This is a genomic window from Desulfoplanes formicivorans, from assembly GCF_001748225.1.
Taxonomy (GTDB): domain Bacteria; phylum Desulfobacterota; class Desulfovibrionia; order Desulfovibrionales; family Desulfomicrobiaceae; genus Desulfoplanes; species Desulfoplanes formicivorans.
In genome coordinates this window covers 128,400-151,650 of sequence record NZ_BDFE01000016.1, presented here as the reverse complement: position 1 = coordinate 151,650, position 23,251 = coordinate 128,400, and the positions used below count along the sequence as shown (strand labels likewise).

Annotated in this window: 12 protein-coding genes; 8 read left to right on the top strand and 4 right to left on the bottom strand. The window is 53.9% G+C overall.

Going from position 1 to position 23,251, the window contains the following annotated elements; genetic code table 11:
• Positions 1-45 precede the first annotated feature (45 nt).
• The 3 genes from bioF to DPF_RS08605 are packed head-to-tail and all read left to right on the top strand — an operon-like array spanning position 46 to position 2,608.
• Positions 46-1,215, top strand: a complete 1,170-nt coding sequence (gene bioF / locus DPF_RS08615; RefSeq protein WP_069859094.1) for an 8-amino-7-oxononanoate synthase — start codon at positions 46-48, stop codon at positions 1,213-1,215.
• Positions 1,212-1,847, top strand: a complete 636-nt coding sequence (locus tag DPF_RS14075) for an alpha/beta fold hydrolase (protein WP_069859092.1) — start codon at positions 1,212-1,214, stop codon at positions 1,845-1,847. Before bioF ends, DPF_RS14075 begins: the two co-directional genes overlap by 4 nt.
• The gene (locus DPF_RS08605) at positions 1,844-2,608 is read left to right on the top strand and encodes a methyltransferase domain-containing protein (RefSeq protein ID WP_069859090.1); all 765 of its coding nucleotides are present in this window, start codon (positions 1,844-1,846) and stop codon (positions 2,606-2,608) included. Before DPF_RS14075 ends, DPF_RS08605 begins: the two co-directional genes overlap by 4 nt.
• A gap of 116 nt (positions 2,609-2,724) precedes the next feature.
• Here the strand turns inward: DPF_RS08605 and bioB are convergent, their stop codons facing one another.
• From bioB to DPF_RS08585, 4 genes are all read right to left on the bottom strand, one after another.
• Positions 2,725-3,717 carry a biotin synthase BioB gene (gene bioB / locus DPF_RS08600; protein WP_069859088.1) on the bottom strand — a complete coding sequence of 331 codons (993 nt, stop codon included), beginning with the start codon at positions 3,715-3,717 and terminating at the stop codon, positions 2,725-2,727.
• A 6-nt stretch (positions 3,718-3,723) separates the two neighbouring features.
• Positions 3,724-4,362 (bottom strand): dethiobiotin synthase, encoded by a 639-nt coding sequence (gene bioD / locus DPF_RS08595; protein WP_069859086.1) that lies wholly within the window; start codon positions 4,360-4,362, stop codon positions 3,724-3,726.
• Positions 4,363-4,425: 63 nt separating this feature from the next.
• Entirely contained in the window at positions 4,426-5,721 is a 1,296-nt protein-coding gene (gene bioA, locus DPF_RS08590; protein ID WP_069859084.1) for an adenosylmethionine--8-amino-7-oxononanoate transaminase, read from the bottom strand.
• 446 nt (positions 5,722-6,167) lie between these two features.
• The gene (locus DPF_RS08585; protein ID WP_069859082.1) at positions 6,168-9,374 is read right to left on the bottom strand and encodes a DEAD/DEAH box helicase; all 3,207 of its coding nucleotides are present in this window, start codon (positions 9,372-9,374) and stop codon (positions 6,168-6,170) included.
• 343 nt (positions 9,375-9,717) lie between these two features.
• Between DPF_RS08585 and DPF_RS08580 the strand changes: the two genes are divergently transcribed.
• From DPF_RS08580 to DPF_RS08560, 5 genes are all read left to right on the top strand, one after another.
• Positions 9,718-11,370: a peptide-binding protein gene (locus tag DPF_RS08580; protein ID WP_069859321.1), complete on the top strand. Its 1,653-nt coding sequence runs from the start codon at positions 9,718-9,720 to the stop codon at positions 11,368-11,370.
• 83 nt (positions 11,371-11,453) lie between these two features.
• A complete protein-coding gene (locus tag DPF_RS08575; RefSeq protein ID WP_069859080.1) occupies positions 11,454-13,613 on the top strand; it encodes a RelA/SpoT family protein in 2,160 nt (719 codons plus the stop codon).
• 419 nt (positions 13,614-14,032) lie between these two features.
• On the top strand, positions 14,033-20,860 hold the full coding sequence (locus DPF_RS08570) for a GDSL-type esterase/lipase family protein (RefSeq protein ID WP_083254587.1): 6,828 nt from the start codon (positions 14,033-14,035) through the stop codon (positions 20,858-20,860).
• Between the two features lie 258 nt (positions 20,861-21,118).
• The gene (locus DPF_RS08565; protein WP_069859077.1) at positions 21,119-22,612 is read left to right on the top strand and encodes an alkaline phosphatase; all 1,494 of its coding nucleotides are present in this window, start codon (positions 21,119-21,121) and stop codon (positions 22,610-22,612) included.
• Between the two features lie 263 nt (positions 22,613-22,875).
• Positions 22,876-23,175 (top strand): hypothetical protein, encoded by a 300-nt coding sequence (locus DPF_RS08560; RefSeq protein WP_069859075.1) that lies wholly within the window; start codon positions 22,876-22,878, stop codon positions 23,173-23,175.
• The last annotated feature ends 76 nt before the right edge of the window (positions 23,176-23,251 follow it).

The following is a 23,251-nucleotide window of genomic DNA, read 5'->3' as shown; positions in this document are numbered from 1 at the left end:
GTTTTCGAGTGAATCGACTTGCTGTCCATGCAGGCGGGATGATGAATGAGTTTTTTTGATGAGTGGCTGGTTGCCAAACGGAACAGCCTCAAGACCGGGGGGAGGTGGCGTGAAATCCCGGATATTGATCATGGGGCGGATCTGATTGTTTCCCTGAACGGCCGGCAGGTCATCAACCTGGCCTCCAACAATTACCTGGGGTTGGCCGGACAAGAGGCCATGAAAGAGGCCGCCATGCAAGGGGTCATGGCCTACGGAACCTCCAGTGGTGCTTCCCGTCTGGTTACCGGGACCTTTGGATTGTACAACCAGTTGGAGTCCGCCCTGGCCGAGCTCAAGAAACAGGAGGCCTGCCTTGTTTTCGGGTCCGGGTATGCCGCCAATGTGGGGCTGGTGACCGCTCTGGCAGGGCGCGGGAGTGTTGTGTTTTCCGATCGCCTCAATCACGCCTCCATTGTGGACGGGATCGTCCTGTCTCGGGCGCGTCATGTGCGCTACCGGCACAACGACATGGATCATCTGGCCTATTGTCTGAAAAAAAACCGGGATATCCGCGAGAAGTTTCTCATCACCGATTCCGTGTTCAGCATGGATGGTGACCGGGCCGACCTGGGTGCCCTTGTGGCATTATGCAGGGAACATGATGTGATCATGGCCGTGGACGAGGCCCATGCCACCGGCATTGTGGGACAGGGCAGGGGCCTTGCCTGTGAGCTGGGGCTTGAACGCGAAATCCATCTGCACATGGGAACCTTGAGCAAGGGGCTCGGAAGCTACGGAGGCTTTGTGTGTGCCCGACAGGAAGTGGTTGATCTGCTCAAAAATCTGGCCCGGTCGTTTGTTTTTTCCACGGCCTTGCCCCCATCAGTGATCGGTGCCGGGCTTTGCGGGGTACGCTGGGTGCAGGACCATCCCCAGGAAGGGGACAGGCTTTTGGAGCTTGCAGCCCGGTTTCGCGGGTTCCTGGCTTCCCTGGGGTTTGATGTGGGTCCATCGACCACGCAGATCATTCCCGTGATCATCAGGGACAATGCAAAAACCTTGTGGGCCCGGGATCATCTTCTGGCATCCGGCGTCCTTGTTGCCGCCATCAGGCCGCCGACCGTTCCCCAAGGGACTTCGCGCCTTCGGTTGGCCCTGAGGGCGGATATGCTGCCGGAGCATTTAGCCAAGGTCCGTACGGCCTTTGTTCGCCTGCAGGAGGCCATGGCATGAGCGGTCTGCAGCCTATCTGTTTCCTTTCGGGCTGGGCCGGGTACAGGGAGTTGTTTCCCTTTTTGGGCAGGCTGCCTCATTTTTATGTTCCCTTTGCTCCCCATGGCGAACAGGCCATAAGAAACATTCTGCTGGGTCAGGATGGGGACCAGACCCTTGTGGCCTGGTCCACGGGAGCGCACATGGTCCTCAAATGGGGAGCAGATATCATTGACCGGTTTGCGCGGGTTGTGCTGGTCGCCCCGTTTCTGGATTTTACCGCATGCCTTCCCTGTCGGATTATCAGAAACATGCAGGCGCGTCTTGAACAGGAAGGGCCTGGTGTACTCACGGCGTTTTATGCCAATTGCGGGGTGCCGAGTGATCTTGCTGTGCCCCTTGAAGGGGTGCATGTTGACCAGCTCATAAGGGGACTTGCTTATCTTGTCAGGTCCCGGTGCATTCCCGACCTTCTGGCCGACGTCCAAACACCCATTCATCTTGTGCACGGTTCAAAGGACCGGATTGTTCCCAAAAGGGCTTTTGCCCGTGTTGGTTCCCTTTTGCCCCGGGCAAAGGTCCATTGTTTTCCCTGTGGCCATTTTGTTCCCGACCATCTCCTCACTTCCCTTGTGGAGTCCAGCATCCCTTGAAATCCCGTATCAGAAACGCCTTTGATCGTGCCAGCCGGTCGTATGAGAAGTGGGCCCTTGTCCAGCAGGATGTAGCTCATGATTGTGCCAGACTGGTAGCCGATACAACCTATGACACGGTTCTTGAGATCGGTTCGGGTGCCGGGTTCCTGACCGGGCTCCTTGTTCCCAGGATCAGGCCTCGCGTCTATCTGGCCCTGGATCTGGCCCATGGCATGGTCAAAAAACCGATTTTTTCTTCCCTGCCCTGTGTAATGCCCCTGGTGGGTGACGGGGAAACCCCGCCTTTGCAACCCCTGCACATCGATCTTTTGGTCAGCGCCTCTTCCCTGCAATGGTATCTTGACCCGGAGCGTTCGATTCCTGCCAATCTTGCCCTGCTTCGTCCTGGTGGGGATTTTGTTCTGGCCCTGTTTGTTGACGGGACCCTGAAGGAACTGGGTGAGGTGAGCCGGAAAACCGGTTTTGGTTCGGTTTTTCCCCTGCACTCGGTTGCCTTTTATGAACGGATCATGTCCGGGATCAGGGGAATACGCTGGAAGGGGCATACCCGGGAGCTGGTCTGGCATTATGATTCCGTTGGAACCTTTCTTCGGTCCCAACAGGGAACAGGGGCCAAGGCTACTCCGGGCATGGGTCGAATCGGCCGTCGTCGATATGCCGCATTCTGCAGGGAGTATGCAGCCAGGTATCGCGACAAGGACGGGGTGCGGGCCACCTATGAGGTGCTCTATCTCCAGGGACACAGGGAAAGGGAGTGACAGCGGGCACGCCAAAAGATCCGGGTTTGTCTCGAATCGTTCAGACGTGAAGGTTATGGGGGGCTGGAGGCCGGATTGTCCCTTATGAGCCTGTCTGGGCCGTCATGAAGGGGTTATCAATGGCCTGATGGTTTTCTTGGCTCAAGCCCGAGATGTTCCAGAAGGTCGAGATCCTGTTGGAGGGTTCTTCCCTGGCGGGTGAGATAGTTGCCGGTCATGATGCCGCTGGCTCCGGCCTGGAAGACCATGGGGTGAAGTTCCTTGAGGTTGGCCACCCGGCCGCCGCAGATGATGATTTCCTTGTCGGGAAGGGCGAAGCGAAACAGGGCGATGCGGCGCAGGCATTCAAGAGGCTGCAATGGACGAGTATTTTCAAGAGGGGTTCCCGGGATGGGAATGAGAAAATTCATGGGCACTGCATCCACATCAATGTCTCGCAGGGTCAGGGCCAGATCAAGGGTCTGTTCCAGGTTTTCGCCCATGCCGAAAATACCTCCCGAGCACACCTGAAGACCGATTTCTTTGGCCATGCGCAGGGTTGCTACACGTTCCTCAAAACCATGTGTGGTGCAGATGCGTGGAAAAAGCTCCCGACACGTCTCCAGATTGTGATGGTATCGGGTCATGCCATGGGCCTTGAGGGTTAGCAGGTCCTCTTTATCAAGAATGCCGAGTGATGCGCACAGATTAACGTTGGCTTCTTGCAGATCCCCCATGGCCTTGGCCACCTGGGGGATTTCCTGTTTGGGGAGTCTCCGGCCGGAGGTCACCATGGCATAGCGGTGGATGGGAGAATGTGCAGCGAGCATGCCGTCTTGAACCAGTTGGTCGTGGGGCAACAGGGGATAAGCCGCAACATGGGTGTCAAAATGCGCTGACTGAGCGCAGTAGTGGCAGTCTTCCGAGCAGCGACCGGATTTGGCGTTGCATATGGTGCACAAATGGATGGATGTGCCAAAAAAATGGGTTCGGATCCGTTCGGCCCCCGCCCAGAGTCCTGTCAGGGCCTGGTCGGGAAGGGGGATCAGCTGGAGGAGTTCGTCTCGGGTGAGCCTGATGGTCAGGGCTTTTTCAGCCAGATCAAGAATGCGGTATGTGGATATGGACATGGGCAGTTAGTCGCCAAAGAAACGGTTGAAGCCGGTTGCAAGAGCTGAGGGGGACAGGGGGTCAAGCCGGGGGATCTGGGCAAGAATGGGGACCTTGCCAAAATGGGCAATGGCCCTGGCATTGTTGTCATCTCTCCCCAGGTTCAGGATGACCCCGATAACGGGTATGGATCGCAGGGCCAGAGCCTGCAGGGACAGCAGGGTCTGGTTGATGGTACCCAGACGGTTGGCAGCCACGAGAATAACGGGAAGAGCCAGTTGTCCGATCAGGTCGATCATCAGTTCCCTGTCGTTGAGGGGAACCATGAGTCCGCCTGCTCCTTCCACCACAAGATGTGATCGTGAAGCTGGTGGGCCCGCCTGGGACGGCAGGGTTATCCTGGAAAGATCGATGTGAACCTGTTCCTGCTCGGCAGCCAGATGGGGAGAAAGGGGCGCCTTGAAGGTGTAGACGGGCGGGATAAAGTGGTCTTGGGGCAGGCCGGTCAGGTGTCTGACCGTATCCGTGTCTGATCCCTGGTCGGTGCCGCTTTGAATGGGCTTGAAATAGCTGGCCCCAAGGCCCTTGGTGAGTAGGGCCGCCACAACGGTCTTGCCGATATCCGTATCCGTACCTGTAATACAAAAACGTTGGGGAAAAATCATGGCATGTGTGAAGGGTTGCAGTGTTGTTCAACCTGTACACATGCTCCCATGGATGATCCCCTGTCAATCATGGTCCCCGGTTGCAACGGCCCTGATGGCCCGGGTGACCCGGCTCAGATCGTCGGGTTGGATGATATAGGGCGGCATGACATACACGAGTCGGCCAAAGGGGCGTATCCACACGCCCTGATCAACAAAAAACGCCTGAAGTGCAGCCATGTCCACGGGATCATGCATTTCAACCACGCCTATGGCGCCAAGGACCCTGACATCGGCAACCTTGCGGGATGCACGGCACGGTTCGAGTTCCTGACGCAATTGATCGCTTATGTGTTGAATCCTTTTTTGCCACGGCGTGGCAACAAGGAGTTTGATGGACGCGCAGGCAATGGCGCAGGCAAGGGGATTGCCCATGAAGGTGGGGCCGTGCATCAGGCAGGGAACCGATCCCTGGGAAATCCTTTCGGCAACCCTGTCGGTGGTCAGTGTGGCGGAAAGGGTCATGTAGCCCCCGGTCAGGGCCTTGCCCACGCACATGATGTCCGGGGTGATACCAGCATGTTCGCAGGCAAACATGGTCCCGGTGCGGCCGAATCCCGTTGCGATTTCATCGGCGATCAACAGCACGTTGTGGGCGTTGCAGAGTTCCCGGACCCGGGTCAGATACTCGGGCGCATAAAACCACATGCCCCCGGCTCCCTGGACAATGGGTTCCAGAATAACCGCTGCCAGCTCATGGGCATGGTCCTTGATGAGGGTTTCAAAGGCGTGCATGCAGCCGGGGGCAAAGGTCTCCCCGTAGGGGCAGGATGGTCGGGGGGCAAAAATATGCTCAGGCATAACGCCCCGGAAGATTTCGTGCATCCCGGTAACCGGATCGCACACGCTCATGGCCCCGAAGGTATCCCCGTGATACCCTCCGCGGATGGTCATCAGGCGGTTTTTCTGTTTCTGCCCCTGGGAAAACCAGTATTGCAGGGCCATTTTCAAGGCTACTTCCACGGCCACAGAACCCGAGTCCGCCAGGAAAACCCTGGTCAGACCCTCTGGAGCAAGATCCGTTAGAAGACGGGCCAGGGTGACTGCCGGTTCATGGGTCAGGCCTCCGAACATGACATGGGACATGGTCTGGATCTGTTGGGTAGCCGCCTGGTTGAGTACCGGATGGTTGTATCCGTGAATGGCCGCCCACCAGGAAGACATGCCATCGATGAGTTCCCTCCCGTCGGCCAGGGTAATGCGTACTCCATTGGCCGAGCGAACCGGAAAAACCGGCAGAGGGTTGCTCATGGAGGTGTAGGGATGCCAGATATGTTCACGGTCAAAGGCAAGAAGATTGTCCATGGATGGGTTGGTCATATAATATTAGTGCACAGTGCGCAGGGCACTGAAGTACGCAGTGCGCAGGGCACAGTACACAGAAGTGCACAGTGCACAGTGCGCAGGGCACTGAAGTACGCAGTGCGCAGGGCACAGTACACAGAAGTGCACAGTGCACAGGGCACAGTACACAGAAGTGCACAGTGCACAGTGAGAAACGATTCGTGTGGTTTTTTCTGTGCACTGCGCACTGTGTACTGCGTTCTTTTTTATACTTCAAACAGCATCTCCAGGTCGCCCTGGTCAGTGATTTCCAGGCATTCTGGCAGGGGATGATGGAATCGGCAATACCTTTTTTCTGCTCCTGGAGCTTGAGAATTTTCTCTTCCACCGTGTTTTCGCAGATCATCTAGTACACAGTGCACAGTGAGAAACGATTCGTGTGGTTTTTTCTGCGCACTGCGCACTGTGCACTGCGCACTTTTCTATACTTCAAACAGCATCTCCAGGTCGTCCCTGGTCAGTGATTTCCAGGCGCTTTGTCCGGGGATGATGGAATCGGCAATGCCTTTTTTCTGTTCCTGGAGCTTGAGGATTTTTTCTTCCACCGTGTTTTCGCAGATCATCTTGTAGGAAAAGACCTGTCTGGTCTGGCCGATACGGTGGGTTCGGTCGGTGGCCTGGGCCTCCACGGCCGGGTTCCACCAAGGATCGTAGTGGATAACGTAATCGGCCGATGTCAGGTTGAGGCCGGTACCACCTGCCTTGAGGGAAATGAGGAAGATGGGAATATCCGGATTGTTGTTGAACCGGTCCACCTGTTCGAATCTGTCCTTGCTGGTTCCATCAAGGTAGGCAAAGGGAATCTCTTCCATGGTCAGCCAGGAACGGATGATGTGCAGCATCTGCACGAACTGGGAGAATACCAGCACCTTGTGTCCGTCCTCGATGATGGCCTGGGAGAGGTTTTTGAAGGCTTCGAACTTGCCCGAGGACATGTTCGTGTTCACCCCTGGCATATCCAGCTTGAGGAGTCTCGGATGGCAGCAGATCTGTCTGAGCTTGAGCAAAGCGTCCAGGATGGACATCTGGCTGCCGGCCACGCCCTTTTCGTCCACCTTCTGCATGACCTGTTCCTTGAGTTTTTTGGCCAGGGCGGAATACAGTTCGGTCTGTTCTTCCAGCAGAGCAGAGTAGAACACGTTTTCCACCTTGGGCGGCAGGTCCTTGGCCACTTCGGACTTGGTTCTGCGCAGGATGAATGGCTTGACCCTGGCCTGGAGGTAGTCCAGGCTTTCCTGGTCGCCATCCTTGATTGGCTTGATGAATCCCTTTTGAAAGGCCGATTGGGACCCCAGAAAACCGGGCATGAGAAATTCGAACAGGGACCAGAGTTCAAGCAGATTGTTCTCAATGGGCGTTCCCGAAAGACACAGCCTGAGTTTGGCGTCGATCTTGCGTACCGAACGAGCGGTGATGGTGTTGGGGTTCTTGATGTTCTGGGCCTCGTCCAGAATCACGGCATTGTATTCGTATTTGAGGATTTCATCCAGATCCCGGCGCAAAAGGGCATAGGTGGTCAGGACCAGTTCGGATTTGGGAATTTTCTTGAACAACCCTTCACGTCTTGAACCGTAGATGACCAAGCGTTTCATGTTGGGCACAAATTTCTGGGCTTCACGTTCCCAGTTGGGCAGAACCGATGTGGGCACAATGATCAGATTGGGTTCCTTGACCTTCTGATTCTTCATGTACTGGAGAAAGGACAGGGTCTGGATGGTTTTTCCAAGACCCATTTCATCGGCCAGAATGCCCCCGAAGTGGTATTCCTTGAGAAAATTGAGATAACTCAGCCCCTGGCACTGGTAGGGACGCAGGGTGGCCTGAACTTCAGGCGGGGTTTCCAGCTGCTTGATTTCCTTGAACTGGTGGATTTTGTCCCGCAGGGTGTCCCAGAAGGGGTCGGACTGGGTATCCGGGATGTCCTCGAGGATCTTGTCCAGGACAGGGGCTTCGAAATTTTCAAATTTTTTCTTGGGCGGTTTTTCAGGATCCAGGCCCATGGCCTGGAGTTTGTGGCCCAGCTTTTCCAGCCAGGATTCCGGAAGACCCGTGTAGGAACCATCCTTGAGCTGAACATAGCGCTTGCCATTGGTCCATGCTTTCCAGATTTTTTCGATGGGGACGCTCAAGTCCTCGTATTCCACATTGATGTCCAGGTTGAACCACTTGTCCTCGTCCTGGGTTTCGATCTTGGCCACCACATTCGGCGGGGTCAGTCTGACCTTGAAGCGGGTCAGATCCTTTTCTCCATAAACCCGGTATTCCTCCACCACCTTGGGATAGGCGTCCAACAGAAAGACAATGGCTTCCTCGGGTTCGAGAAACCACAGGGCGTTGCTCCTGGATTGAAAGCCCATATCCATGAGCATGGTCAACAGCTTTTCTTCGCTGTCCTGATCCCGGCGTAAAAGAAAGGACTTGCCTTCAAACTGGTAGCTTCCAGTCTGGAAATCCTGATTGGGACCCGGCAGGGTGATCTCCCCGTGTTCGGTTTCGTAGATGTTCTGAATTTCCAGGGTCAGCAGGCTGCCTTCCTCGCCCAGAAACAGCTTGGGGTTATAGGTGGCCGGGACAAAAATGGGGGCCATGCGTTCGAGAAACTCGTCCTGGCCATAGAGGTCGGACGAAGGGATTTTGGTCCATACCCGATCCAGAAATTCGGAGATGTCCGAATTAGGGATAACCGGCTGCTCCGTGACCAGCTCCTGGACCAGCTGCGGGGACAGGCCGGTCTGCAGGGGATAGAAATTGTGCTTCCAACAGACCCACAGGGGCAGGTTGCCGTAGAAATAGACCTCATGGCTGGTAATGGAAAAGGGTACTTTGCCTTCGCGACCGAGCATGAGTTCAAAGCCCAATCCTTCGTCGTTGATCCGGGGGCTGACCTGCAAGCGCATGGGCGTGCTTTCGATGCGCACAGGGGTTTCGGAATCCTGCCAGAAGAGGTAGTATTCCTTGCGGATGGCCCAGAAAAACCAGGTCAGAAGCCCAAAGGGGATTTCCACACGGTGACCGTAGTAGTCCAGGTATTGCCCGATCTGTTCGCATACGCGGGGAAGCTGGGGAGCAACCTCGCACCAGTTGGGATTGCGGATGATCTGTTCCAGGGTGATGGGATTCTGGACCGTGGAAAGCCCTGATTTGTTTTGACGTGCCCGGTAGAACTCGATCTGCAAACGACCGTTTTCCGGGAAAAAACGGTAGATGAGATAGTGCTGACCGGCTTCGGGTTCCAGTTCTGTAGAAAAGAAGATCCTGAAATTCTGTTTCCAATCGACCTTGGGCTTGACCAGATCCTCTTCCTGGTCACCGGACAATTGGTCGGAAAGTTTGAGAAGGGTTGCTGCAGCGTGTTTGCACGCACCGGTAAAGGCCTCGGCGCAATTGCAGTAGACCGTCACATTGCCCTGATCCAGGTTGATTCCTATTTCCGAGTTGTATACTTGAAAATCATCACCTTGGATCTGGCCCTCAACATCCCAGGAAAATTCGTTTTTCTGGACGTTCAGCTTCTGGATGCGGTCATCCATGACAATGGCCTTGCCACCTTCAAGAATATACTCGGGTATATTGTCATCGATGTAATCGCTGAGAAGAGTTTTGATCCTGTGCTCTTCTTGATTTTTCATGAAATTATTCTCTCCTTGAAACTCTATCTATGAGAATTTACAATTTTTTGCGTGCAGATCGCCTGGGGGGATTGTCATGGGCATTCACCAGCGCGCCACATGGGACCTCAAGCGTCGGTTTTTTTGTCCCGGGTATTCTTGCAAAAGGATTTGATCCCACGATGTCATACATTCACGGGAAATGTTACCCTTAAATTGTCATACAAATCTTTAGCGAGCAACAAACGATTCATCCATTTAATCAAAGTCGGAATTTTTTTCAAGCACTTCGTGAAAATTATGCAGCCTGTGGCGATGTTTGCCAGCAGAACAAGAAATGAAAAGAGATATCAAGGGTATCGCGATGAGAGATATATGTCTTGTTTGGCCAGTGATTATTGTTTGTCTGTTGATGGGATGTGATTCCTTTGAAAGTCCTCCCTCGATTTCCCATGGTCAGCATGTTGCAATGGCAATGGATGAAATTGCTGACGAACAGGCTGTTCCTGGCGGGCGGATTGTTCTCGGTTCCATTGGCGAACCCAGCAATCTCATCCCTCCCTTGGCCTCGGATGGTGCCTCCCATGAACTGGCCGAATATCTGTATGTGGCCTTGTTGCGCTACAACAAGAACATTGAGCTTGAGCCCTGGGCTGCCAGATCCTACGAGGTCCTGGATGGTGGTCAACGGCTCAGGTTCACCCTTCGCGATGATATTCGTTGGTTTGACGGGCAGCCCCTGACAACAGAAGATGTGGAATTCACCTACAAGCTGATGATCGATCCCGAGACCCCAACGGCCTATGCGGAAAATTTCAAGGCCATCAAGTCCTTTAACCTTATTGACAAGTATACCTTTGAGGTCACTTATGACAGGCCCTTTGCCCGGGCATTGCTCACCTGGGCGTCCCTTATCCTGCCCAAGCACGTGCTGGAAAAGGAGAACCTTCTTGATACACCCTATAGCAGAAACCCCATGGGCGCAGGGCCCTACAGGCTCAAGGAGTGGGAACCCGGCAGACGGATCGTGCTGGAAGCCAATGAGGATTATTTTGAGGGCAGGCCGAATATTGACACGGTGGTGTACCGTTTCATTCCGGATACGACCACCATGTTCATGGAACTCAAGTCCGGGAACCTGGACATGATGAACCTGTCGCCCCAGCAGTATCTTTACCAGACCAAAGGTCCCCTTTGGGAGCAGGGATTTGCCAAGTACACCTACCTTTCGTTCAGTTACGCCTATCTGGGGTACAATCTGCAACGGCCCCTGTTTGCCGATGTAAGGGTTCGACGGGCCATTGCCCATGCCATTGACAAGGAGGAAATTGTCAAGGGAGTGCTTCTTGGTCAGGGGCAGTCCACTATCGGACCCTACAAACCCGGCACATGGGTCTACAATACATCCATCAGGGATTATGTCCATGATCCCGAAAGGGCCAGAGCGCTTCTGGCCCAGGCAGGGTGGAAGGATCGGGATGGGGATGGCTGGCTGGACAAGGACGGTCACGCTTTCAGATTCACGATTCTTACCAATCAGGGCAACAACCTGCGCATCAAAGCCGCCACCATCATCCAGTATCGGCTCAAGCAGATCGGTATCGACGTCAGGATCCGAACCGTGGAGTGGGCCACGTTCATCAAGGAATTTGTGGACAAGGGGCGGTTTGATGCCCTGATTCTCGGGTGGAACATCCTCCAGGATCCGGATATCTACAATGTGTGGCATTCATCCAAGGCCGTGCCCGGAGGTCTCAATTTCGTGGGGTACAAGAACAAGGAACTGGATGCGCTTTTGGATAAGGGGCGAAGGCTCATGGACCCCAGGGAGCGCAAGCCCGTGTACGATCGCATCCAGGAAATCCTGCATCGTGATCAACCGTATTGTTTTCTCTACGTCCCCATGTCCCTGCCCATTGTCCAGAAACGGTTCAGGGGCATAGAGCCGGCGCCGGCAGGAATCACGTACAACTTCAATGACTGGTGGATCCCCAAGACCCTGCAGCTGACACGGTAAGGGTTCCATAAATGATTGCACCCGCGAACATTTGGGAATAGCATCCTTTTTTTACCATCAACTTTTTGCAAACCCCTAGTACAATGATTCGAATCAATGAAATCCTGGACAAGGTCGGCCTGTATCTATCTCCTTCCGAGCAGGGCCTCATCCAGAAGGCGTATATTTTTTCTGCCTCGGCCCATGCCGGCCAGATCCGTTTGTCCGGGGAGCCCTATCTGTCCCATCCCCTGGAGGTGGCCAACATTCTGGCAGGTCTGCAGCTGGACGCTCCCACCATTTCCGCGGGGCTTTTGCATGATACCATTGAGGATACCGTGGCAACGCGCGAGGATCTCGTGGAACAGTTTGGCGAGGATGTGGCCAAGATCGTGGAAGGCGTGACCAAGATCAGCAAGATGAAGTTTGATTCACGGGAAGAGGCCCAGGCCGAGAACATCCGCAAGATGATTCTGGCCATGGCCGATGATATCCGGGTGATCATGGTCAAGCTTGCCGATCGTCTGCACAATATGCGGACCCTGGAGTTTCAAAAGGACATCAAGCAGCGACTCATTGCCCAGGAAACCATGGATATCTATGCCCCCCTGGCCAATCGTCTTGGTTTGTATATTCTCAAGATCCAGCTCGAGGATTTGAGTCTTCGGTATCAAAAGCCGGACATCTACAACCAGATTCAGGAGGGGCTCAAGCAACATCAGGTCGCCGGTCAGGGCTACATCGACAATGTGTGCACGCTCATTGGCAAGTTGCTGGCGGATAACAATGTTGAGGGGTCTGTTTCCGGAAGGATCAAGCATGCCTACAGCATTTACCACAAGATGAAGACCCAGAAACTGACCTTTGACCAGATCTACGACCTGATTGCCTTCAGGGCCAAGGTCAAGACGGTCAAGGATTGCTATACGGTTCTGGGGCTGGTCCATTCCCTGTGGAAACCCGTGCCCGGGAGATTCAAGGATTACATCTCCATGCCCAAGGCGAATATGTATCAGAGTCTGCATACCACGGTCATTGGTCCCGAAGGGGAACGGATCGAGATCCAGATCCGGACCGAAGAGATGCACAAGCTCGCCGAATATGGTGTTGCGGCTCACTGGATCTACAAGGAAGGTTCGAGGATCAAGGAAAAGGATGCGGACCGGTTTTCCTGGCTCCGGCAGATTCTGGACTGGCAGGGAGAGCTCAAGAATCCCAGGGAGTTCATGTCGTCCCTCAGGTTCGATCTTTTCCAGGACGAGGTCTACGTGTTCACCCCCCAGGGCCAGGTCAGGGAACTTCCCGAAGGCGCCACGCCCGTGGATTTTGCCTACACCATTCACACGGAAGTGGGCAACCAGTGTTCAGGAGCCAAGGTCAACGGACGGCTGGTTCCTTTGAATACGCCTCTGGTCAACGGGGACACCGTTGAAATCATCACCACGCAAGGTCGTCATCCCAGCAGCGACTGGCTGCAATTTGTGAAAACAGCCAAGGCCAGGACCCGGATCAAGCACTGGATGCGCACCGAGGAACGGGCCCGGTCCATTTCCCTGGCCAAAGAGGTCCTGGAAAAAGAGGGCCGCAAACTGGGTATCAATTTTGTCAAGGCCCTCAAGAACGGTGATCTCGAGCCCATTGCCCGGGAAATGTCCCTCAAGACGGTTGACGATCTTCTGTCTGCTGTTGGCTATGCCCGCATTACCCCCAAACAGCTCCTGCATCAGCTTCTTCCCAAGGAAGAGATGCTGCCGGAAAAGGAAGCGGAAAAAGCCAGGGAACTGGAAGCGGTACGATCCAGGGAAGAAAAACGTTTGGCTTCGGATTCCATCAGGGTACGTGGGGTCGAGGATGTTCTGGTACGGTTTGCCCAATGCTGCAACCCTGTTCCCGGAGATCCCATTGTCGGGTATATCAGCCGGGGCAGGGGGGTGACCATTCACACCCAGGATTGTCCCAACGTGGCCAACATGGAGGATGAACGACTCCTTGACGTCAGCTGGGAAAATTCCGGTCATCAGCGCTTGCCCGTCAAGATCAAGATGAAGTGCAAAAACCAGCGGGGGGTTCTGGCAACCGTGGCCACACGCCTTTCCGAGGAAGACGTGAATATTGAATCGGGAAACTTCAGGTCGGATATCGATGGCAACACAGAGATCCTTATGACCGTCCAGGTACGTGACACCACCCATCTTTATGACACTATTGATAAATTGAGAAAACTTCCCCCGGTGTTGGAGGTTATTCGCCGAACAACGGATTAGAAAAAACGGATTGTATTGTGATCCTTTGCAAACCGCCTGTACAACGTATCGTGCAGGCGGTTTGTTGTTGTGGGATATTTATAATAGCATAAATAATCCGTAATTGGCAAAATCTTGTAGTATGCACTAGTCAGGTTGTAGGCTAAAATACCTCAAACATGTCTACTAAATTCGCATTATTCTGGTTTATATGGACAAAAAAGCCCGGGAATGTTCCCGGGCTTTTTTGTATGGGTTGCGCAATTAGTTTGAAAAACAAACAAAAAAATATGTTGATTTTGGAGACAAAAATGCAAGCAGGTCTTCGGATATTCCTTGTCTACCAGGAAACAGGACATTTTTGGTTCCTGCGAATGTACGGATACGTATGTCGCTACCTGTTTTCATGAAAAACGATTCCGCATGCACCTGGAGGGTTGATGAATCGATTGTGCTCCGTAAAAATGGTGAGTCTGTTCTGTTTATTGCAATTTGTTTGTATTTTCAGAGCCATGGCCTTTTACTCACCTGCGTATAGCATCATGCCCCTTGGCGACTCCATTACACGGGGATACGGTGAGTCGGACAGTGATGGCATGTTCTACAACGGTTACAGACGCCCCCTGTATGAAGCCTTGCGTCAGGAAGGTTATGATATCGATTTTGTGGGGCTGCAACAGGACGGGCGGTTTGAAGATCCTGATCATGAATCCTATGGGGGTCGGACGGCCGATGAACTGGCCGACAATATCTATGATTGGCTGCAAAGCAATCCTGCGGATATTGTTCTTTTGCATGTGGGAACCAATGACATTACCGCACATCAATCCCCGGAAGATATTGTCTCGGAAGTGGAAAACATTCTGGATGAAATCGAGCGCTATCATTCTCAGGTCATGGTGCTCGTGGCCCAGATCATCAACCTGGTGGATGAGGATGGAGCAGAACCCTACAGGACCTACACCTCACAGTTCAATGACTTACTGGCCGAGATGATTCAGTCACGCATTGATGCAGGCAGTAACCTGGCTCTGGTGAACATGGAGCATGTGCTGAATTATGATGCGGAATATCCCTATTTTTACGACATGCGGCATCCATCGGAAGCCGGGTATCAGAAAATAGCCGACACCTGGTATTGGCCTCTCAAGGATGTCCTTGATCAGTCGAATCTTCCTCCTCTGGAGGCGGGCGAATTTGCTGCCGATTATGAGTGGAAACGCCTTCATTTTGAGCGCACGTATGTTGACCCCGTTGTGGTGGTCAGCCCCATGGGGACCAGCGATGCGGACCCGGCTGTTGTCCGCATTCGAAACGTCAATGCAACGGGATGTGAAATCCGCGTTCAGGCCTGGGATTATCTGGCCGACGATCACGGTCCTGAGCAGGTAGGGTATATGGTCATGGAAAAGGGAACCTATTCCCTGCACGATGGAACCATGATCAGTGCCGGATATGTGGATACGGATCAATGTGTTGATTTTGACGAGGTCCTTTTTGCCTACACCTTTGCCGTGACGCCTGTTGTTATGGCCAGTGTGAGTTCCACCCATGATGGCCAGGGCGTTTCGTTGCGCATAGAAGACGTCCACAACTGGGGATTTACCTGCAAGATGCAGGAGCAGGAAGGTCATGATCAGGTGCATGATGTTGAACGGATTGCCTATATCGCCTGGGAACCTTCCAACGGTACATTGCACGATATTTCTTATGAAGTGCGCCGTGTGGATGCAGCCATTACCCATATCCCGTCTTCCCTGAATTTTGTAACGCCTTTTGACGGTACACCGGTCTTGGTTGGTACGCTGCAGAGTTTTGCGGGATCAGATCCCTGTACTTTAAGATGGGATCAGCGAAGTGCATCAGCCATTTCCCTGTATGCACAGGAAGAGCGTTCCCTTGATGCCGAGGTCAGTCACAAGGCCGAGGATCTGGGCTATATAGCCCTTTTTTCCAAAAAATCCGGAGTGGATGCCGATCGGGACGGCATTTCGGATTCGGATGAGAGAAATGTGTACGGAACCGATCCTTCGCGTATGGATACGGACGATGACGGTATGGATGATGGGGACGAAGTCGCCTATTGGGGCGATTTATGGAATGAGGACAATGACCATGATGGTCTCATCCAGCTTCTTGATCCGGATTCGGACAATGATGGCGACACGGATGGGTACGAGATCAATAACGGGTATGATCCCCTGGATCCGGCATCTGTTTCCCAAGGCACGGTTCTGCCTGTTTTTGAAGCCGGCCGGATCACCGTGACCGGTGAATGGCAGCGGGTGGATTTCAAACAGGAATTCAACGACCCTGTGCTTGTGGCCGGGCCCTTGAGCCTTGCCGAGGATGAGCCGGCAACCCTTCGCATCCGCAATGTGGAAAGTACCGGATTTGAAATTATGGTCCAGGAATGGGGGTATCAGGACAATCTGCATGCAGCGGAAACCGTGTCCTATCTGGTCATGGAACGGGGCAAGTACACCCTGGACGGAGGGGTACGCATATGTGCGGACAGATTTGTCACCCTTGCCTCGGGAGCCAGACAGCAGATCGATTACAATCAGGTTTTCAGCAAGGTTCCCGTGGTGTTCACCACCATCAACAGTGTCAATGAGAGTGAGGCCGTTGTGGGGCGGATTGCCGACATTACCGCCTACGGGTTCGAGTACGGTTTGCAGGAAGAAGAGCAGAGCGATCAGACCCATGCCCAGGAAACTATCTCATACATTGCCTGGGAGATGTCTTCGGGCATCGTGGGCAACACGGCTTTTGAAGTGGGAAGGACGGACACGGTCATTACCGATGCGCTGAGTTCGGTTCCTTTTGCCACGACGTTTGCCGCCCAACCCGGGTGCGTGGCCCATATGCAGACCATGCTCGGGACCGATCCGTGCAATGTGCGGGCTGCCTCCATAACGACGACGGGTATGGAGGTGCTTATTGATGAGGAGCAGTCCGCCAATGAAGAAACCGATCATCCCGGCAAGGAGTCGGTGGGCTATTTTGCCTTTTCCACGGATCCCCAGGATGTGGACAGTGACGGAGACGGCATCTCCAATGTGCAGGAAGTAATATACGGGACGAACCCCGAGTATCCGGACTCTGACAATGACGGCCTGCTTGACGGTGAAGAGCTGGAGTATTGGGGAACATTATGGGACCAGGATGCAGATGATGACGGGATAATCAACCTTCTTGATCCGGATTCTGATGGAGATGGAGATCTGGACGGTTATGAAATCGAAAACGGTTATGACCCCGGGGATGCCAATTCCAGCTCTCCCAACCAGCTGGATCTCATTGTTGCCATGGGAGAGGTCCAGCTGGGGACCACGTGGCAGCGGGTGGAATTCGGGCGTACATTTGTGCAGCCCGTTGTGATTGCCGGCCCCTTGAGTTTTGCGGAAAACGATCCCGGCGTGGTCAGAATCCGCAATGTCAATGCCACGGGGTGTGAAATGGCCATCAGGGAGTGGGCATATGAAGACGGTGCCCACGCCTTGGAGGATGTGGGCTTTTTTGTCATGGAACAGGGCAAATACACCTTGGCCGATGGAACACGGGTTTGCGGCGGCATGATTGATACCTATGGCAGCGGTTTGCTTCGTTTTGCGTTTAATCAGCAATTCAACTCCGTTCCCGTGGTGTTTTCCTCGATCATAACGGAAAATGATGCCACGCCAGCCGTGGGACGAGTGGGAAGTGTGACCAAAACCGGTTTTGACTATCTGATCCAGGAAGAAGAGGCCGAGGATCAGGATCATGCCGGTGAACGGGTAGCCTATATCGCCTGGGAGGAATTTTCTGGTACCGTGGATGGTACGGCTTTCAGCGTGCTCAAACATCCTTTGGAGGTGACTCACTCTTTTCAGGTCATGACCTTTGACCAGTCTTTTACCCTGCCACCGGTATTTTTGGCTACCATGCAGACCTTTAACGGCGACAACCCGGCTACGCTTCGATATCGCAACAAAACGTCCGGCACCGTGGAGATCAAGGTTGAAGAAGAACAGTCCTTGGACACGGAAATGGATCATGTGGGAGAGCAGGTGGGGTACATGGTCCTGCCCCGGTACATGGTCGATGAGGACGTGGACCATGATGGCCTGCGTAACGACGACGAAACCTCCATCTACGGCACCAACGCCACCAATCCCGATACCGATGGCGACGGCATTGTTGACGGCGAGGAACGGGATTTCTGGGGGGATGCCTGGAACCTTGATCCGGATGATGACGGATTGGTCAATCTCGTTGACCCGGACTCGGATGGGGATGGATTTCTGGACGGGTATGAAAAACTGTACGGGTATGACCCCCAGGATGCGGATTCTTTTCCGCCTGATGAGGGAGCCATTGTTTTTGCCTTTGGCGAGACAACAGTAGACAGCACCTGGAAACGAGTCACGTTTCCCAAAACCTTCCGGGATCCGGTGGTTGTTGCCGGCCCCATGAGCTTGCAGGATGAGGCGCCTGCAACCGTAAGTATCCGCCAGGTCAATGGGACGGGCTTTGATGTCCGGATCAAGGAATGGATGTACGAGGATGATGTGCATGGATCCGAGACCTTGACGTACATGGTCATGGAGCATGGTGACTATGTGCTTGATGACGGGACTCGGGTCAGCGCGGGATATGAGGACATTCAGGGCGGGGAGTCCTTTTGGGTTGGTTTTGGCAATTCCTGTTCCGTTGTACCTGTAGTCATGGCATCTGTTGTCACGGAAAGGGAAGCCAATCCTGTTGTGGGCAGAATATCCGGGATTACGCCACAGGGATTCACCTATCTCCTGCAGGAAGAAGAACAAAGCACTCGCATACACGGGGCTGAAACGGTCGCCTACATTGCCTGGGAGCCTTTTTCCGGAATCGTGGGCAATATGGCAGTCAATGTGGCCCGGACCGGGAAGATCATGGATCACGGGTTGCGCGAGGCAACCTTTACCAGGACTTTTGCAGGCATACCCGCTGTGGTGGCCGACATGCAGACGATGCAGGGCGTGAATCCGTGCAATCTGCGGTATGGGACCAAAGATACCGGCACCATCACCCTGATGGTCAAGGAAGAGCAGTCCCTGGATGATGAAATGGAACATGTGGTCAGGGAAGAGGTTGGCTTTATCGCCTGTTCCGATAATCCCGATGACGTGGATCTGGATCGTGACGGACTTGACAATGATCGGGAAACCAATGTGCTCGGAACCCGGCCGGACGACGATGATACCGATGAAGACGGTCTGCCGGATGGTGAAGAACTGGCCTATTGGGGAGATCGTTGGGACGATGATATTGATGAGGACGGTGTCATCAATCTGCTTGATCCGGATGCGGATAATGATGGCGATCATGACGGGTATGAACTGCTCATGGGTACGGATCCTGCCGATCCCTTGTCCGTGTCCCCCAGCAGTACCGATGTGCTGTTCGAGGTTGGTGAAATCACTGTTGGTGATGACTGGACCCATGTGGAGTTTACCGCTGGGTTCACGGATCCCGTTTTTGTGGCAGGCCCCCTGGGCTCCGCCAATCAGGCTCCGGCCCTGGTCCGGGTCAGAAATCTCAATGCAACCGGTTGTGATGTCCGTATCCAGACCTGGGATTATCAGACACAGGAACATGGAGTTGAACAGCTGGGATACGTGGTCATGGAAAGCGGGAAATACGAACTGGCCGATGGCACGCGCCTGTGCGCCGAAAATATTGATGTCCATGACGGACCCGGGCAGTTTTTTGTCTTCAACCAGGTGTTTCAGGAAGTTCCCCAGGTATTTGCTTCCATTGTATCTCACAATGATGCGGCTGCTGTTGTGGGGAGAATCGAGCAGGTGAGTCAGGAGGGATTTACCTATCTTCTCCAGGAAGAAGAGGCCGGTGATCAGCAGCATGCTTCCGAGACGGTTTCATACATTGCCTGGGAAAGCTTCGCCGGTATGCTCAACGGGTTCCGCTTTGATGTCGGCCTTTCCGACGTATTGCTGACCCATGAGATGCAGGAGTGCTCCCTGGGTGATGGCTTTGTCTCGCCTCCGGTGCTTCTTGCCAACATGCAAGGGATAGTTGGCCCGAACACGGCCAATGTGCGACATGACAGCAAAGGGGCTGCATCGGTTGGCCTGGCTGTTGTGGAGGAACAGTCTTTGGATGAGGAATTGGATCATTATGGCGAGCGTATTGCCTATCTGGCATGTACCCATGCTTCCCTTCAGGTGGATCAGGATGATGACGGGCTGTCCAATACCCAGGAAACAGAGGTGTACGGGACCGATCCCCAGGATCCGGATTCGGACAATGATCACCTAAACGATGCGGACGAACTGGCGTATTGGGATGATGCCTGGAATGAGGACGAAGATGGTGATGGCTTGATCAATCTTCTGGATCCTGATGCGGACAATGACGGGGACCTCGACGGTCTTGAAATCAGGGATGGGTATGATCCGGCTGATGACAATTCCACTGAACCCAGCATGACCAGCATGGTTTTTGAAACCGGTGTGCTCGATATGGATGGTTCCTGGATCCATGTGGATTTCAAACGGACCTACACGTCACCTGTTGTGGTTGTGGGTCCTTTGGGCCATGACGATCCTGAGCCGGCCACCATTCGGGTTCGCAATGTGACCTCCACGGGATGCGATATGGGTATCCGGAAATGGGCGTACCAGAGCGCTGACCATGGCAGGGAATCCGTGAGCTACATGGTCATGGAGCAGGGCACCTATGTGCTGCAGGACGGGACCATGGTCCAGGCCGGCATGGCGGAGGTGTCCCAAAGCAGTGACGTCGGTACAGAGGTCTGGTTTCCCCAGATGAGCACGCAGGCTCCGGTTGTCATGGCTGCACTGAACACAGACAATGATTCGGCTCCCTGTGTAATCCGTTTGTCTGGGATTTCCCAGCAGGGATTTACCTGTACCCTTCAGGAAGAAGAGGCTGCGGACCAGATTCATGGCAACGAATCCGTCGGGTATATTGCCTGGGAGCCATCAAGCGGCGTGGTCAACCGCAAGCAATTTCTTGTGGGCAGGACAGGCACGGTGGTGACCAGCTCTGGGTATGGTCTCTCGTGGAGTCATGCGTTTGCCTCCAGTCCGGATTTTTTGGCGATAATGCAGTCGTTTAACGGCGATAATCCATCCAATGTCCGCCGGGATCAACTGACCGGAACCAGGGCCGCCATTCATATCGATGAGGAAACATCGCTGGACAGTGAAGTGGTCCATTACAACGAAGATGTGGGTTACATGATTTTTGGGGATGACTAAACACCTTGTTGACCCATGCCAGGGCACGGATCAGGCTGATGACCGGCTGTGATCCGTGCCCTGGTTTATTGTGAGGATCTGCATCCTGCATGCTGCTGTTGTACAACGCCTCGGGTTGCCCGGGATCAAGGCATACCCTTTTGCAAGATGCTGGCATTGCGTGTAGAACAGGGATGTTGGACCCATTAATGGGACGGATGTGTTTTGACCATGTTCTTGGGGACATATCGGTGGAATCATGAAACAGGGTGTGCAGGTATGAACAAGCGTACTTATGGCTGTTGGCAAAGTCTGGTGACCGTTTGGATGGCCATGGTGTGGGTGATGGTGCTGCCCCAAGGGGCGGGCGCAGCCAATGCCAAGTATGTGTTTCTTTTTATTGGTGACGGCATGGGGATTGCGCAGCGTGCCCTGGCCGCAAAGGTTCATGACAGGCCCCTGCGCATGGATGGGTTCCCTGTCCACGGAGTGACCTCAACGTATGCTGCAGATCGGTTTATTACCGACTCTGCGGCTGCGGGCACTGCCCTGGCTTGTGGTCGAAAAACCAATGTGGGCATGATCGGCATGGATCCGGAGGGACATCCCCTTGCGTCTCTGGCGGCCATGGCCAAGGACAAGGGAATGAAGGTGGGGCTCATTTCATCCGTATCCCTGAACCACTCGACACCTGCTGCCTTTTACGCCCATGTGCCACAACGCAAACAATATTATGATATCAGCATGGCCCTGGCTGCAAGCGGATTTGATTTTCTGGGCGGAGGAGGACTCATCGATCCTGACAATGTCAGAAATGGCGCTACTGTTTTTCAGGGAAATGCCTGGGACGTGATCCAAGACAGTGGGTATCGCCTGGTCACCAGCAAGAAGGCGTTCATGGCTCTTGAGCAGGGATGCGGCAAGGTCTATGCATGCAACAGCTGGTTGCCGGATCATGGTGCTCTTCCCTATGCCATTGATGCCCGTTCCAATGATATTTCCCTTGCTGAGTTCACGGCCAAGGGCATTGAACTTTTGGACAATGATGATGGATTTTTTCTCATGGTTGAGGGTGGCAAAATCGACTGGGCCTGCCATGCCCATGATGCCGCAACAGCCATTGGTGAGATCCTAGCCTTTGATGCGGCCATTGATGCGGCCCATGCCTTTTATACGAAGCATCCTGCCGAGACCTTGATTGTGGTTACTGCTGATCATGAGTGTGGCGGTTTGAGCCTGGGATACGCAGGTACCGGATACGCATCCCTTTACACGCTTTTGCGCAGGCAACGCCTCTCTTTTCAACAATTCCATGACAGGGTGGTCCGGCCCATCGCGATGCAGGGCATGGGATGGGAAACGGCCAGGTCATCCATTACCCGACATTTTCCCCTGCAATTTGAAGGTGATCCAACTACCAATCCCCTGGTTGTGAACGATCGGGAACAGGAGCAGATCAGGCAGGCCTTTGACCTGAGCAGGCAGAAGGGTACCGGGTCACGCCACAAGCGCCGGGAATCTCTTGCATACGGCGGTGAAGATCCCCTGACCGTCACCCTGACCCATGTTCTCAACCACAAGGCCGGATTGGGCTGGGCCACGTACAAGCACACGGCAACTCCGGTCATGACCTCGGCCCTTGGTGTTGGAGCCGAGGCCTTTGGGGGGTATTACGACAACACCGATATTGCCCAATACATTGCCCGATCCATGGGGCTGCCATGCACCGCGCCCCTGGAGAGCACGTCATCCCGAGCAGCCGTTGTCCCATAACGTCGATGGTTCACGGGTTACCTCTAGGGGGCGAGGCTGTTTTCCGGGAAACTTGTTTTGTGTATCATCCGCAGAGCCCCGGGGCTCAAAAGGCCCGGAGACAACGTGATCATTTTCAGGGGCATCCTGGACATTATGCCTTGCACGTATTGTATAACGCTACTCTTCCTGGCATGAAAAAGGTTTCCGGTTCGACGTGTTGTTGGTCCGGATGTGGAGGATAACCTTGCCCCTTGCGGGCGGATAAACGCTGGAGAAAGATAATGGATAATCAGGAAATTCAGGGTATTGCCACCAGATTTTTTGAAAAGTACAAAAAGACTGAAGGAGATCGGACCCTGTGGTCGGCACCCTGGAAGATCTATAAGAACGGGCAGACGTTTGAGATCATCTTCAGCACCTGCCCCCGGGGCACGTCGTTCAAGGTGTTTGTGGACAACAAAAAGGTGGATGAAATCTGGGAGTGGCCCGTGTTTCTTGAGAAACTGGATGACCTGGAAACAACATACGGATCGTTGTTTCATCGGGATGATTATTTCGGCCAGATGAAGGAGATGCTCTAAAAGACCAGACCTGACGGCAGAAACAATCCTCAGCGGTCTGATTCCAAGGGTTTCTTGGGGGAACCTGACAAGGGAA